A 13,406-nucleotide genomic window follows, 5' to 3' on the forward strand; every position below is an offset into this window, starting at 1 on the left:
CGCATCAGGTGCCGTTCGCTCGGGGAGCGAGGGCTGAATTCAGCTTGGCATCCACCGCAGCCAGCCGTATCAGATGACGTCGTAATCGCGGGGTCTCCTTTGGGCATTCGAGACGCGAAGGACCAATATGATCGTCAAATTTCAACCTCTTCATTAGCGGCTGATCTTCACGGTTTGCTGTGGTCGTCCCGAGACGAAGACAGTGTTGTATTCCGCGCAGACCCTTCTCGAGCACAAGCCGAACCACGAACCACGGGTCGCTTCGGAAAATCACCCCAATGGTCACGACTGACAGATACGTTCTCCGAGCTTGTCGGAATTCCCAAAACGCATATTTCTGCGTGGCGTCGATTGCACTTCCGATCGCGTATCGGGGGACTTGCGGATTTGCGGCCAGCGAACGCCGGACGACTTCCAGAGCACTTTTGCCCATTCGCAGGTGATCGGAAGACATGCTGCCTGGATGCTTTCGATATCCCACCAGCCGTTCGGGAACGACTTCGATGAAGTAGCGTGCGGCTAGCTTGAGCTCGAAATCGAGGTCTTCGCAGCCTCCAATGCCCACTGCTGCATATGAGCTATCAAACCCACCTATCGCAAGCGCGACGTCACGCCGGACGAGGAGCGCGCTTCCATTCCCTATATACTTAACATTCAGATGCCGGGCATAGATATATCCTCTTGCAACATCGGAACTGCCAGGGCGAACGATCTCGTCGTCCTCGTTGATGATGTAATGCAGCGTGTAGACCGCAGCCCAGTGCGAGGGCAACCGCTTGAGGGCGTTCACCTGCTTTTCGATTTTCGTTGGGTGCCAGAGATCGTCCGCATCAAGGAATGCCACGAATCGACCTGATGATGCCTCGATCCCAGCATTCCTTGCGGCGGCGACACCGCGGTTGGGGGTGGACAGGAGGTGGATCCGTGAGTCTGACGTCACTATCTGCTCGACGAGTTTTGCCGTGTCGTCCGTGGAACCGTCGTTGACAACGACAATCTCCAGGGCGGCGTAGGTCTGGCGCATAGCGGACCGAAGCGTGCGCTCAATGTAAGTGGAAGCATTGAAGGCCGGGATGACTACCGAGACCAGAGGCTGGTCAGAATGAAATGTGTCAGGTCGATCTTCAACTTTATATGAAAGCATTGCAGATCTCTCGCCACGTCAATCACAAAGATACTTTCGTACAGGTGAAGGGACTGCTTTTGATTTCTGCCGTTTCCCTACATTCAATTCGGGGCGGGCAAATCCCAGCCGCCGACATTGTTGGAACGCCGTCAACAAGCCTACACTCTAACTTTGTTCTGCGGGCGCAAACGGACTTTGGTCCGACGTAGACCCTCTACTTTCGGAGAAGAGGGTAGATATGTCAGCCGCACGTTGGTGAAAAACTGGAAGAAATTCGGGCCTGGCTGTCAAGATCTCGTCCTTCGACACTTCGTTCACGCGGGTCGCGGACAGGGCGCGGGCGCGCGATCTCAGTGAGGCAACCCGATCTCGGACCTTAGTTGGGGATGCTTGAGACTGAAGTCCTACACGTGGAACCGCTTGTGGCGGGGAGTGTTTTCGTTGGCGACGCCAGAGAGCGCCGCGCCGATTTTGAAGCCGCCCTGGAGACCAAACATGCGTCTGCTCATCGTCGAAGAAGAACCGGGAATCGCTCTGGTGATCGAGGAGGTCGCGATCGACGCCGGATTCGAAATCACTGGCATCGCGGGAGACATGTCAGAGGCTCTGGAGCTCGGCTCCGAAGCGGACATCGCCATCATCGACGTCCGGCTTGGGGATGGACTGACCGGGCCGTCCATTGCCCGCGCCCTCTTTTCCGGGTTCGGACTTGGTGTGGTGTATTTCACCCTGAACCCCGGCCTTGTCGAAAACCCGGAGGGCCGAGCTGTCGTCACCAAACCCGCGAGTCCGGAAAGAATAGTGGACGCGTTGTCTATGGCAGCCAAGAACGCAAGAACGCATCGCGTCGCGAGCAAGCCCACCTTCCACTGAACGCTTGAGGCGCCGTTGATCGGTTTCCTCCCCCCAAACCCAGTGCTGCCGACACTATTCCTATTGTCGGTCGGGAGATGCACCTGCCCACTCCGCAATCGTATGAAGCGGCTGTGCTCGAATTTTTCAACGAAGGCTACCCTCGGGGAACTCCTCATGACGCCCAACATGGATCGACAGCGCTTCACCAGGGAGGTTCTGACTGGATACAGCAACATCGCTAAAACCTCCCTGGTGTCCTCTCAACAAGGATGAGGAAAATTTAAGTGAGACAGCGCCGAGGGGAAGACGGACCTAAGTCCGACTAGCGCTCCAGGACCTGCTTCTCATGGTAGGCTTGAAGTAATATGAAGCTCCGCGGAGGGACGGAACAGGAGGATGATATGAAGTTCGGTTCCGACAAAGCCAGCCATGAAGAGCGCTGCTCCCAAGGCCATAGTTCAGGCTACATAACAAACGCCGCCGACCGCGAGAAAGGCATCTCGCTTGCGGCGATGATCGTCGGCAAGGAGAACGTCCAAGACCGGATGGTGAGCCGCTTCCCCACGCAGTAGCGCGTCGCAATCTTTCAGATTCTCTACCAGTCCTGTCGCCGGAGCCGGACGCGATCAGATATCTGAACCGGCATACCATGTCGTTTCGCTGAGACCTGCAAAATCACGATATAACGCAGGCCTAACTAAAAGTGTTCAGCGCTATTCGGGAGCAAATGCCACCAGCTCGGTATTGGAGTTCCGCTCTCGATGCTTAGCCATCGCATCAGTTGAGGCGAAATACTCCTGTCAGGAACTTCTTCACCGTGGCTTGCGCTGCCTCGGTCGCAGCTTTGTCGTAGCCCACTGTTGAACCGAGCTCCACACAAGCATCATTGAAGGTGAAGGGTTTGCCAGTCTCGACATTGATTATCTTGCCGTCTTCCTCGCGGCGCTGACAATTGCGAGAGGATTGTGCGCTTTGCGTAACGGAAACCAACCGCGCATCGGGGTTATCGAACCCGTGGTGCGCGCCGGGGTACTCGGTCATGACAGCGTCCTTTCCGGCGGCGTTGAGACGCGTGATGTAATCAAGGCACGTCACAGCCAGGGTCGTGTCGTCCGCCGCGCCGTGGAATTCGCGGACTGGTGCGTCTGCAATGTCGAGTTCATCAATGAAGTGAAAGTTGCACGCAGGGTAGAACGAAAGATGTGCGGCAATACGCGCCTTTGCTGACCCATGGAGAGCTTGGAAGCGCCGCATGCTGGTATAGAGCGCTGCGGTGGCGCCGCGCGAGAAGCCCATCACGGCGATGCGTGACGGATCGATCCGCGGGTGCGCCGCGAGCGCGTCGACCGCGCGATAGGTGTCGTAGAATTGTGCGAACAAGCTCAGGCGCGACTGATCTGTCTCGACCTGATCTATGCCTCTACCGCCGAAACTATCAAGGCGGAACGTGGCGATGCCCATTCTGTTGAGAAATTCGCCCCATCGGACTGCTGGCGTGCTGTTGGCAGCACCATTGGAACCATGGAGCAGAATGACGGCCGGCAGATGCTCGTTCCAACCGGGAAATCGGAGCTGGCCGGTCAGCGTCACAGCAACTCCATTCGCCGTATTCCCCTGCAAGAACTGCTCGTCCGTCAGGGTGAGCGACGGCACTCTCAATGTCTCGTCTGGCGGAAATTTCGGCCGGACTTCCCCAGTGTGTCCGTGCGCTGCGAACAGTGTCACGATGCACAGTGTGAGGGCGGCTCCGATGAAGCGTGCCATGTCAAGCACCTCCGACTTGGCGCTAACTTAGCACGTTACGCCGCCAAACCATATTACTTCCTCGACCTGAGGCGGATTGATATACCAGCCAACCAGCAAGCCCGATTGTCTGGTGGCATTTGCTGCCCAACTCCGGTGTTCAGTCGCTCATAGAGTGTCTCTAGACGTTTCCCAAACGCTTGCCATGTCTATGCCGAACAGCCAGTCGATGGACCACAGATGGCTTTTCTTCAGCCCGAGGAGATGGAGAGTGCAGCTTGCCAGCCATCACGCTAGCGATCGTGGACGACCACCCTCTTTTTCGAGAAGGGGTGAGCCGCAGTCTGTCCGAAATTGATGATTTCGTCGTTGTAGGCGAAGGGGCGAGCGCCGATGACGCGACCACGCTGGCGACGTCCCACAGGCCCGACGTCCTTCTGCTCGACGTGTCCATGCCCGGAGGAGGAATCGACGCGATTTCCGATATCCTGGCACGAAGCCCACAGACAAAGGTCCTGATGCTGACCGCCTCGGAGGACGTCGACTCTGTTGTCGCGGCACTACGACGGGGCGCAGCCGGATACATCGTCAAGGGTATCGGATCACGCGGACTTGCTGAGGCCATTCGAACGGTCGTCGGAGGCTCGAGGTACATCTCGCCGAGCATGCGCGCCAAGGTCGAAAAAACTCTTCTCGACAGACCGGCTTCACTGACGCCCCGCGAAACCGAGGTGATAGAACTGGTCGCCGGCGGACTTACCAACAAGCAAATCGCGCGCCGTCTGGACCTCCAGGAGAAAACGATCAAGCATCACATGACCGAATACTGTCCAAGCTTGGCGCCAGCAATCGGACGGAAGCAGCCATCAGATGGCGCCAGGGTGTCTAGCGGAGGTAGCGTAGCTACGGCGCCGAAGGCGCACGGGCTGATCGCCAAGGATTCGAGGTCGCCGACCGTTCGGATTTCTATCCGTGTCCTACAAACGCAAAGGATTCCGCATTTATAGCGGCGTTGGGGAGTCATCAGGGAAGTTCTGACTGGAGTTGGGCCACATGCTTAAACCTCCCTGACGACCTTGCAAGGATTACGAGCCTGACGTCCTTGCAAGGATCAGGAGAATTTAATGCGGATCGTGCCGAGGGAAAGCCGGACTTAAGTCCGGCTAGTGATGTCATGGCACGCCGCTCATATCTAATGCGAGGTATGTGCGGAATTATGTAGCAAGTGCCACCAGAACTGCAAAAGTGAGAACGCTGCCCGCAATCAGAGGCCAGGTTCATTGCCGGGCTCTTGAATGGAGTTCCAGAGGGTGGCCGGCGTAAAATCATAGCCCAAGCGCATCCATTGCATTACATCGAACGGGTGCGCGACAATGAGATCCGCACTGCCGATCTCATATCTTAAAGCCTGTAGGGTTCGCTGGCCCGAATGAGTAGTGTTGACCACTTGCGTGTCTACGACAGAAGCGTCCTTGGTTGCAAAATCCCTCAAATTGTCCGTAACAAGAATGTCGGCTTCGGCGCCAAAGGCTGTAGCTAGCACGCCTGCATCCTCTGCGTCAGACATGGCGAAGCGCTCTTCTCCGCCCAAAATAAGATAGGGATCGAGCGAATCTGGCCCATATTTCATGATGTCGATAATGGAGTTGGTATACGCCTTAATGCGGTCTTCCGTGAACTGCAGCCGACGGAGAACCGTCTCGAGGGTTTCGACCATCTCGAACGAGATGACTAGCTGAGCTCTGTCATCTATGCCCCATTTTTGGCTGCTAACCATCGACACCAGAGTCTGGATTGCAGTTCCTTTATGGCCACGGTCGTGCGCCATTATGTTGCCGACGAAGACGTTGACATCGAGCAGCACTCGGACAGGACGATCCATGTCTTACTTCCGGTGTGCTGCGGCACGGGCGAGAGCCGTCGCTTCTTCCAACATGTCGATCTCGCTGGAAACTTCTTCTGTCCCCCCGAAGCGGTGCTCGGATGCTAGGTCGGTGGTTGCCTTCTCAAGGCGAACTCGCGCCGCCGCTGCCATCATTTCACGGCCAAGCCTGTTGATAGTGTCCTGGTCGTTCTGTGCGTTTAACTCGAGTAGGAAATCACGGACACCCTTGGGCAGCCCAACGAATACTGCGATTGCGCTGGAAACCGCATTCGATATGGACCTGTTTTCCATCGAGGCCACCGCCTTCAATTTCATCGCCGTTTTGCCATCGACATTCGCCGAAACTGTAGAGGACATCGCAGACTCCTATAGAAATACACCATTCCTATATACCTTCTGAGGCAGTGAATTTCAATAGGAGTTCGCGTCAACATACCTAGCAACGAATGTCACATACTCACGCCTCAAGACCCGCTTCGTTGGTGGCAATTGCTACATAATTCCGGGTATGTGTACGTCCGTAGAGGGGCGGAACAGGAGGACAAAATGAAGTTCGGCCCCGATAACTACAATCATGAAGAGCGCTGCTCGCAAGGCCATAGTTCGGCGTCCACGATCGCGACAATCGAAGCATCCCTTTCCGCCGATCCTAATATCGACAGCAGTGCCATCGAGGTCAGGATGCACGGCCCTGTGGTCCTGCTCGAAGGCTTTATAACCAAGGCTGCAGACCGCGACAAAGCCATCTCGCTTGCCGCGATGATCGTCGGCTGGGAGAACGTCCAGGACCGGATGCTGAGCCGTTTTACCACGCAGTAGACAGCCGAATTCTGCGGCTCGGACCAAGGTCTGACCAAGCCCCGGCATGAGGTCCTACTTCTGGAACACTTCCTCCATCTTTCGGTTTGTCTCCGCAGCGGAACCAACCGCATCCAAGGAGGAAAACAGATGAATATCAAAGTAGTAGGAATCGCCGCGGGCATCCTGTTGGCATCGACTTCTGCCTTTGCGCAGTCGTCCACAGTGACGGGCGCAGCAGGCGGTGCTGCAACGGGTGCCATTGTCGGCGGCCCGGTCGGTGCTGCTGTCGGCGGCATCGTCGGCGGCGTGGCGGGTAGCGTCATCGATCCGCCGCCGCAGAAGGTGGTGACCTATGTTCAGCAGGCTCCGGCCCCGACCACGCGTGTCGTGGTGAAGGAGAAGGTCGTCGTCGGACAGCCCCTGCCGGAGACCGTGGTCGTCACGCCAATTCCCGACGACCCAAAATATGCATACGCGATCGTCAACGATGAGCGTGTGATCGTCGAACCTTCCTCCCGGAAGGTCATTCAGGTCATTCAGTGACCATCGGCGGCTGAAGCCGCCCCCTTTACAGCAGTCAGGGCACGCATCCGACGCATGAGAATGCGGGGCGGCATCGCGTGCCCGAAACCTCGGAGATTGATCATGAAAAGCAACCATATCACCATGTTGGTGGCAGCATTGTCACTGAGCGTGTCGCCGCTTGCCACACTGCCGGCAGCAGCCCAGCAGGACACCAAGAGCAGCGGCCAGGCCCAATCCGGTTCTCAGACGGGCACGGACGCCGGTTCGAAGTCTGGCTCCAGCGCCACCGGAACCGGCACCGACTGCACCCCCGACGCTTCGGGAGCCTGCCCGCAAGGCAAGGGCCAGTCGTCGCAGCAGAAATCCGGCCAGGATTCGGATATGAAAAAGAGCGCCGAGCAGCCTTCCAAGGACAAGTCTTCGACGAGCGGAACGGCCTCCGGCAAGGCCTCGACAGAAGTCAAGCCCGGATCGCAAGACGCCGGCGCCACGACCGAACAGAAGCCCGCCGCCAAGTCCGGCAGCAGCGATACAAGCGGTTCGGCCACCTCAGGCACGAAGAGCAGCACCGAAACCAAGCCTGCTGAGAGCACGAAGAGCGGCACCACCACGCAAAGCGGCGATGCGTCGAAGCAGTCGACCGACCAGAACTCTTCGACGACGAACAAGAGCTCTTCCGAAACCAACGTCAACAACAACGCTACGACGAACAATCAGACATCCAACACCAAGACCAACGTCAACATTTCCGTCGAGCAGCAGACCGAAATTCGTACAGTGGTGAAGGAGGTCCATGTCGAGCCGGTGAAGGAAGTGAATTTCACGGTCTCTGTCGGAACGACGATCCCGAAGAAGGTTCGCCTTGAACCGCTGCCGCCACGCATCGTCAAGATCGTTCCGCAGTATGAAGGCTACCGCTTCTTCATCCTTGCGGATGGCCGGATCGTCATTGTCGATCCCGATGCCCTTACGATCGTCTACATCATCGAGGCTTAACAGGCATGTCCCGGCGGCGCAAAGACGCCGCCGGAGCTGTCAGGAGTGATCAATGATCTACCATGAAGAAAAGTCATCCGGCGTCGCGTTTCACGTCGTCGTCATCCTGATTGCAATGGTCGCCATCGTCGGCAGTCTGGCGCTATCCTCAGGCCACCAGACATCGGCTCGGGTTTGGGTTCCTGGTAGTCCGGGAGGATCGTCATCTGAATCGTCTCGCTGACGTTGCTCAATGTCTCTGATCTTCCGAAGCCAGGATGCCCGCGACGTCGCATGTCTTCTCGACGTCGCGGGCATCCTGGCTGGGACCTCCGTCTGCATCGAGCTGTCCTACGGGGGACCTATCTCGCCGACTTTGTCGTCGCCGGCATCGTCGACCGCACCTTCGTAGTCGATGTCGCCCACGATTTTCACCGGTCACCGGCTTGGACCGGACTGGCTGCCCGCCGCGCACGGCTACCGACCGTCGCCACAGACCGGCGACGGGCCGAGGATGAGGCTCCGGCGAGGATCACTCCGGGCGACGCCCGCTGCAGCACCGCAACGTTGCAGGGCCATTACGGAATCCGATTTCGCGACCTGGTCGCCGCTGGAGGCGAGCCGGTCACGGCTCAGGTTCATTCACCTTGCGGCCCGTCTCGAGGTGACCCGGATTCTCGACGCCAGCCAGATCGCCGCCTATGCCAAGCTCCGCAGCTATTCGAATAGACCTCGGTATCTCGTCGTGCTCACAGGTCGGACGCTGGCGAAAACTCCAACGCAAACCGCGTGCCTCGGGAGAGCCTCACCCACTTCGGTTCGCCGCCAAGCTGCCTGCTGATCGAGGTGATCAGCCTGACGCCAAGGCTGCTCGTGGTGGACGGGTCGAAATCGGCAGGCAGACCTTTGCCATCGTCGTCGACGGAAAGTCGCAGCGTGCCATCGCCCGAGACCGCGACCGCGACTTCAATCGTTCCGGTCGCGCCCTCGTCGAAGGCGTATTTCATCGCGTTCGTTGTAAGTTCATTCACGAGAAGACCGACGTTCACCGCCTGCTCTGTCAACATGGTGACGCTGTCCACTCGGCATGAGATCGTCACGCCTGAGGACGCTGCCATGACTTTGCTCGCAAAGCTCGTGCAGAAATTTGTTCAGGTCGACTGTTCGCACTGCCTTGCTGCGCCACAGGCGGTCGTGCAGCGACGCAACCGTCTGGACGCGCTGACCTGCTTCCTGCAGGGCTCTAGCCGCGTCGTCGTTCCCGGTTGCCCTGGCCTGCATCGACAGGAGGCTCGCCACGATGCTCAGGGAGTTCTTGACACGGTGGCTCGCTTCCAAGGTCAGCACCTCCTGATGTCTGATCGACTCCCGAAGCCGCGCCTCCCGCTCTGCCCGTTGCATTGCGACCCCGAGCATGGAGGCGAAGCTTTCAAGGAAAGCAACGTCCGACTCGTCGAACTGGCCCTCGCCGGGCGTGTCCACTTCGAGGACGCCGTAGCGCCGCTCCTCGCAACGGATAATCACGTTTAAAGCGCGCTTGATACCATGTTCCACGAGTAGCGCCGGCGTTCGAAATCTCTCCTCGTTCGAGAGGTGGTTCGAGATCACCGCCTTCTCGGTATGAAAAGCATAACCCGCCGGGCTTTCCATATCGTCGCCCACCGTCGCATGTCCGACCACGCCGGGCCCCCAGCCGACGCCTGCGGCGACCAGGAAGCCGGAGCCGTCGCCCAAATGCAGCAGATACTTTGCGAAGGATGCATCGAGTCCTTCGGCGGCAAGCCGCGTCGCCTCCTGCAAGAGCTCGTCAAGGTCTTCTGTCTTTAGTGCAAAGTAGCCGAAGTCCGCAGCGATCCGCTGTTGTCGGAGCCTATAGACGAGTTCCTCCGGGGCCGCTTTTCGGTCGGGATGGGGCGAGGGCTCTTCGTGAACTTCTGGTTCGGACACGGGCGTCGATCCTTCTTCGGCGGCTGTGGAACTCTCGCTGCCACATTATGGGCGCCAGCAGGAAGGACCGATACTAATAGGCGGAATCATGCTTGTCGCCCTCCTTGCGAGGTCACATGTGACAATTGACGTCGCCGATGTCGCAGTAGTACGTCGTCCGCGACAAGACCTGCACATGCAAGAATGCTTTCACCGATGAGCAAGGAGGCCATCAATCACCCCTGCCGAGATCGTCCGGGTCTAGAGGCCGAGGAACCGTCGAAGGGATGGCCAGGAGCTTTGCGCTGATAGGCAGGCCATAAAAAAGGCCGGGGCGAAACCGCACCGACCTTTCCAACATCGCTCTTCACACCAGTGCCAGTACATCCGTGGTCAAAAGCAGATAAGCGACTTCCGCAGTCGCGAATACTCCCGTGGAGCACTCACCAGCAACGCCGATGAGCTGTAGATAGCCGATGATCGTGTTGATTTCAAGAGCGCGTGTAGGGGACGCGACGTCGATCCTCTAACCGGCATCACCGCGGAAACGACGCCGGGAAAAGGCGGTGCGAACCGGGTTTGCCGTTCGCGTGGCTTGAGGGAGCACGGTCGACGCCAGCTTCGCCTGCCTCTCCAAAAGACCTTCGACGGTACCAACAAGCCTCGCGGCCCGCCGCAAGATGACCGCGCCGGTTGCGCTCACCGCGATGTCGTTGGACATCCTTTCCATACAGCCTGCCACCTCCATCATTGCCGTGCCGATAGCCCCTTTTTATGTTCAGCCACAGACTTGTCCGGCGATGCGGGGTTTATTCGATTCAGGAGCGAGGAATGGCCGCCGGATCATGAGTGGATCCTACGAGACCCGCTTCACGCCGGGCGGCTGCCACGTACCTTTCCCCGCAGGCAGGATAGAAGGCGCTTCCGTCTTTGGCCAGTACAGGCGCATCACGAGATAGATCGTGCCGTCCGGGGCCGGAAGCCAATTGGCTTCCTTGTCCGCTCCGGGGCTGTCCTTCTGGATGTGCAGCGTCAGCGAACCGTCCGCATCCTTCTTCATTCCCGGCAACATCGGAGAGTTGACGAGGTAGCGATTGATCGGGTTCTTGACCAGTAACTGGCTCTTGCCGTCGTACATGGTCACTGACCAGAACGAATGCACTGGCGGCAACTGGCCCGGCGGGAAGGTGATCGTGTACTTGTGCTTGCTGCCGTCGAGCGGCTTTCCGCTCGCATCTGTTCGGGTGAAGGGGTACATGGCCTCTGCTGCATCGTTGCCATAGAGACCTGCCTTGGCAGCGCCTGAGCGCATCAACCAATCGCCGTTGAAGAAGGCCGCGTCGCCAAGAAGCGAGCTGACGTTCCAGCCATTGATGGGCTTGTTTCCGCTGGCCAGCCACTTGTCGATCTTGTCGTCGCCCTGCTTCATGCCGACTAGCAACTCGGCCTTATGTTCGCGCGGCAGATCCTTGAACTCGAAGGTCTTGCCGGGGCCGATGCCGATTCTTGCAAGCTTCGCACGGATGTCCTTGTCCCTTGACGTCTCCGGGACGAAGCGCAGAGCAACGTCGAGATATTCGAAGAAGTTTTTCTTGATGCCGGCAGTGGTGGCGGGAAGGAACTCGATCGTCGGTGCAGCGGGCGGGGCGGGTTGCTTGAGGAAGGCCGAAAGCGGTTGCGCCTTGTAGCCAGCCTGCACCTTTTCTACGTTCGCCATATCTTCGGCATCGATAAGCTGTGTTCGGAAGTTGGCGAATACGAACGGGGTGCTCGAGGTGAAGACCTGCTTGATGCCTCCGGGCTTCTCGCCGTTCCAGTCGGGTCCGACAACGAGATAGGAGCCCGGCTCGCTTCCGGTGGCGCGCGAGCCGATATAGCCGAAATTGTAGGTGTTGCCGTCGATGAGCTGGACCGAGTAATAGCGTTCCTTTTCGACCGTCGGCACCGAGATGACCATCGGTTCGGCCCGCAAGTCCAGCCAGAGGATCGAGTAGGGCGTGTCGCTGTTCGGCGTGATGATTGCCGTGTCCGCCGGGCTTGCGACCTGATGCATGCTGTTGATCTCGTTGAACGGCGCCTTGAATTGTCCGGAGTTCCTGTCCACGGCGAACTCCTGCATGACGGCGTAGTTCATCACCAGCGGCAGGCCGTAGATGAAGCCTTCTTCGGCGATGTCCTTTGCTTCCAACAGGCTCGGCCATTCGGGCTTGTTCTGCGCAAGCGCCGAGGTGGACTTTGCCGTCGCGGCGACGAGTGCGGCCATCGCAGCAGAGCGTAGCAGATCGCGTTTCGTAAGCATTTTGAACGTCCTTTCGATTTGCGTCGTGCGATCAGGCACGCGAGCTCGGGTCATGTGCAGGAAGAATGACGCGACGATGAGGAAGAAGAAACGTATGTTACTGTAGCGTACGGCCTTCACGAGCCGTATGAGGGGTCGGAGACCCTGCTCGGCTTCAACGCGCTCGAAACTGGCAGTCTAGCCCGCCGAAGCGCTGAGATCATGCACATGTCGCATGATCCAGCAGCTCGCCGCGCGCTTCCGTTGCCCGAGAACGGGACACGCGTTCCGAGCTCGCCGAGGGACCTCTGTGTCGCGGCTCTTGGAGAAACTCCTCTCGCATCATCGATGCAAAGCCGAGGGTGTTTTAACAGTTCGGCAGGATACCCAAGCTGAGAACCCACATTTCGCGATAGCAGAAGTCCGGGTCGGAAATCAGGCGCTCCGGCTCTTCGCCGATCGCCTTCCATTGGTCACGGTCCGCTTCGGGCAGGTCGCATGTCCGGGCGAGGCCGGACAGGAATTCGAGATTGTTGCGGATGTATTCGCGTTCGACGGGCCTGAGCGGCTGACGGCGCTCGGCCAGGGTCGTGATGGCGGAGACGTGCTCAAGACCCGCCGCTCGAAACCAGGCGGGCACGCGCGTTCCTCTCATGGCGCCGGACATCTGTACATCATCGGAGAGCGCATCGAGCAACCGCCAAATCAGTTTGGGATCTTGCGGTTGATATTGCCAAACCGAGATATCGACTTCCTTCACGGCAACAAGTCCGCCCGGTTTTACGACGCGGCAGAACTCAGCGATTGCTCGTGTCAGCTCCTCGTCATTCAGATACTGGATGACGTTCGCGCTCCAGACCGCATCGAACGTGCCCCTCTCATACGGCAGCGCCAGGATGTCACCGAGGCGCGCGCTTGCCGAACAAGCAAACCGCTGACTTGCAATCAAGCCTTGGATAGCTTCGACATTTTCCTCTGCCAGATCATAAGCGTCGATATGCCCGTCTGCGCCGAGTAAATCCGCCATCAGAGGAAGGAAGACGCCGTTGCCTGCACCCGCGTCAAGCACTGACCAGCCAGGCTGAATGCCGGCGGCACGGAGAGTTGCATCATACTCGTCCTTTAGCGCGACGTAATGAATATCGAGGTGTCCGCTGGCGCTGAGCCTATGACCAGTCGACGTAATGTGTTCGGAATTTGATGCGCTGCCCATCTACCTGCCCGACCCGAGGTCACAACAAATACTTTATGGAAAAGTGAGTTGTGGCGCAGGCTACTCTGTCTTACGCCCT

13 protein-coding genes and 1 pseudogene are annotated in these 13,406 nt (G+C 58.4%); 6 read left to right on the top strand and 8 right to left on the bottom strand.

Annotated elements, in window-relative coordinates:
* Positions 1 to 4: 4 nt before the first annotated feature.
* Positions 5 to 1,144 carry a glycosyltransferase family 2 protein gene (locus tag BS629_RS26470; protein ID WP_077988575.1) on the bottom strand — a complete coding sequence of 380 codons (1,140 nt, stop codon included), beginning with the start codon at positions 1,142 to 1,144 and terminating at the stop codon, positions 5 to 7.
* Between the two features lie 477 nt (positions 1,145 to 1,621).
* Here BS629_RS26470 and BS629_RS26475 point away from each other — a divergent pair, with 477 nt between their 5' ends.
* On the top strand, positions 1,622 to 1,999 hold the full coding sequence (locus BS629_RS26475; RefSeq protein WP_077988576.1) for a response regulator: 378 nt from the start codon (positions 1,622 to 1,624) through the stop codon (positions 1,997 to 1,999).
* A gap of 383 nt (positions 2,000 to 2,382) precedes the next feature.
* A complete protein-coding gene (locus BS629_RS39360; protein WP_165505236.1) occupies positions 2,383 to 2,553 on the top strand; it encodes a hypothetical protein in 171 nt (56 codons plus the stop codon).
* A 205-nt stretch (positions 2,554 to 2,758) separates the two neighbouring features.
* Here the strand turns inward: BS629_RS39360 and BS629_RS26485 are convergent, their stop codons facing one another.
* Complete coding sequence (locus BS629_RS26485) at positions 2,759 to 3,745, bottom strand: dienelactone hydrolase family protein (protein ID WP_077988578.1); 987 nt, start codon at positions 3,743 to 3,745, stop codon at positions 2,759 to 2,761.
* Between the two features lie 257 nt (positions 3,746 to 4,002).
* Between BS629_RS26485 and BS629_RS26490 the strand changes: the two are divergent.
* A pseudogene (locus tag BS629_RS26490) lies at positions 4,003 to 4,613 on the top strand (response regulator).
* 375 nt (positions 4,614 to 4,988) lie between these two features.
* Here BS629_RS26490 and BS629_RS26495 read toward each other — a convergent pair.
* Together BS629_RS26495 and BS629_RS26500 are read right to left on the bottom strand one after the other, a co-directional pair.
* On the bottom strand, positions 4,989 to 5,606 hold the full coding sequence (locus BS629_RS26495; RefSeq protein WP_029875680.1) for a PIN domain-containing protein: 618 nt from the start codon (positions 5,604 to 5,606) through the stop codon (positions 4,989 to 4,991).
* A 3-nt stretch (positions 5,607 to 5,609) separates the two neighbouring features.
* Positions 5,610 to 5,966: a hypothetical protein gene (locus BS629_RS26500; protein WP_077988579.1), complete on the bottom strand. Its 357-nt coding sequence runs from the start codon at positions 5,964 to 5,966 to the stop codon at positions 5,610 to 5,612.
* Between the two features lie 189 nt (positions 5,967 to 6,155).
* Here BS629_RS26500 and BS629_RS26505 point away from each other — a divergent pair, with 189 nt between their 5' ends.
* The 3 genes from BS629_RS26505 (at position 6,156) to BS629_RS26515 (ending at position 7,931) form a co-directional block, all read left to right on the top strand.
* Complete coding sequence (locus BS629_RS26505; RefSeq protein WP_077988580.1) at positions 6,156 to 6,428, top strand: BON domain-containing protein; 273 nt, start codon at positions 6,156 to 6,158, stop codon at positions 6,426 to 6,428.
* A 129-nt stretch (positions 6,429 to 6,557) separates the two neighbouring features.
* A complete protein-coding gene (locus tag BS629_RS26510; protein WP_077988581.1) occupies positions 6,558 to 6,953 on the top strand; it encodes a DUF1236 domain-containing protein in 396 nt (131 codons plus the stop codon).
* A 102-nt stretch (positions 6,954 to 7,055) separates the two neighbouring features.
* Positions 7,056 to 7,931, top strand: coding sequence for a DUF1236 domain-containing protein (locus BS629_RS26515; RefSeq protein ID WP_077988582.1), 876 nt, complete (start codon positions 7,056 to 7,058; stop codon positions 7,929 to 7,931).
* Between the two features lie 728 nt (positions 7,932 to 8,659).
* Here BS629_RS26515 and BS629_RS40025 read toward each other — a convergent pair.
* The 4 genes from BS629_RS40025 to BS629_RS26535 all read right to left on the bottom strand — a co-directional run bounded on the left by BS629_RS40025 (position 8,660) and on the right by BS629_RS26535 (position 13,327).
* Positions 8,660 to 8,941, bottom strand: a complete 282-nt coding sequence (locus tag BS629_RS40025) for an ATP-binding protein (protein WP_245315115.1) — start codon at positions 8,939 to 8,941, stop codon at positions 8,660 to 8,662.
* Positions 8,934 to 9,857: a histidine kinase dimerization/phosphoacceptor domain -containing protein gene (locus BS629_RS26520; protein WP_245315116.1), complete on the bottom strand. Its 924-nt coding sequence runs from the start codon at positions 9,855 to 9,857 to the stop codon at positions 8,934 to 8,936. Before BS629_RS26520 ends, BS629_RS40025 begins: the two co-directional genes overlap by 8 nt.
* 835 nt (positions 9,858 to 10,692) lie before the next feature.
* Positions 10,693 to 12,135: a DUF1254 domain-containing protein gene (locus tag BS629_RS26530; RefSeq protein WP_077988613.1), complete on the bottom strand. Its 1,443-nt coding sequence runs from the start codon at positions 12,133 to 12,135 to the stop codon at positions 10,693 to 10,695.
* 346 nt (positions 12,136 to 12,481) lie between these two features.
* On the bottom strand, positions 12,482 to 13,327 hold the full coding sequence (locus BS629_RS26535; protein WP_077988583.1) for a class I SAM-dependent methyltransferase: 846 nt from the start codon (positions 13,325 to 13,327) through the stop codon (positions 12,482 to 12,484).
* Between the last annotated feature and the right edge of the window lie 79 nt (positions 13,328 to 13,406).

It is taken from the genome of Rhizobium leguminosarum bv. viciae USDA 2370 (genome assembly GCF_002008365.1).
Lineage (GTDB): Bacteria > Pseudomonadota > Alphaproteobacteria > Rhizobiales > Rhizobiaceae > Rhizobium > Rhizobium leguminosarum.

What these genes read in the sequence shown, in the direction of transcription:
- BS629_RS26485 (WP_077988578.1), bottom strand. Translation starts at nt 3,745, where the DNA reads ATGGCACGCTTCATCGGAGCCGCCCTCACACTGTGCATCGTGACACTG.
- BS629_RS26535 (WP_077988583.1), bottom strand. Translation starts at nt 13,327, where the DNA reads ATGGGCAGCGCATCAAATTCCGAACACATTACGTCGACTGGTCATAGG.
- BS629_RS26500 (WP_077988579.1), bottom strand. Translation starts at nt 5,966, where the DNA reads ATGTCCTCTACAGTTTCGGCGAATGTCGATGGCAAAACGGCGATGAAA.
- BS629_RS26510 (WP_077988581.1), top strand. Translation starts at nt 6,558, where the DNA reads ATGAATATCAAAGTAGTAGGAATCGCCGCGGGCATCCTGTTGGCATCG.
- BS629_RS26530 (WP_077988613.1), bottom strand. Translation starts at nt 12,135, where the DNA reads ATGCTTACGAAACGCGATCTGCTACGCTCTGCTGCGATGGCCGCACTC.
- BS629_RS26470 (WP_077988575.1), bottom strand. Translation starts at nt 1,144, where the DNA reads ATGCTTTCATATAAAGTTGAAGATCGACCTGACACATTTCATTCTGAC.
- BS629_RS26505 (WP_077988580.1), top strand. Translation starts at nt 6,156, where the DNA reads ATGAAGTTCGGCCCCGATAACTACAATCATGAAGAGCGCTGCTCGCAA.
- BS629_RS26495 (WP_029875680.1), bottom strand. Translation starts at nt 5,606, where the DNA reads ATGGATCGTCCTGTCCGAGTGCTGCTCGATGTCAACGTCTTCGTCGGC.
- BS629_RS26515 (WP_077988582.1), top strand. Translation starts at nt 7,056, where the DNA reads ATGAAAAGCAACCATATCACCATGTTGGTGGCAGCATTGTCACTGAGC.
- BS629_RS39360 (WP_165505236.1), top strand. Translation starts at nt 2,383, where the DNA reads ATGAAGTTCGGTTCCGACAAAGCCAGCCATGAAGAGCGCTGCTCCCAA.
- BS629_RS26475 (WP_077988576.1), top strand. Translation starts at nt 1,622, where the DNA reads ATGCGTCTGCTCATCGTCGAAGAAGAACCGGGAATCGCTCTGGTGATC.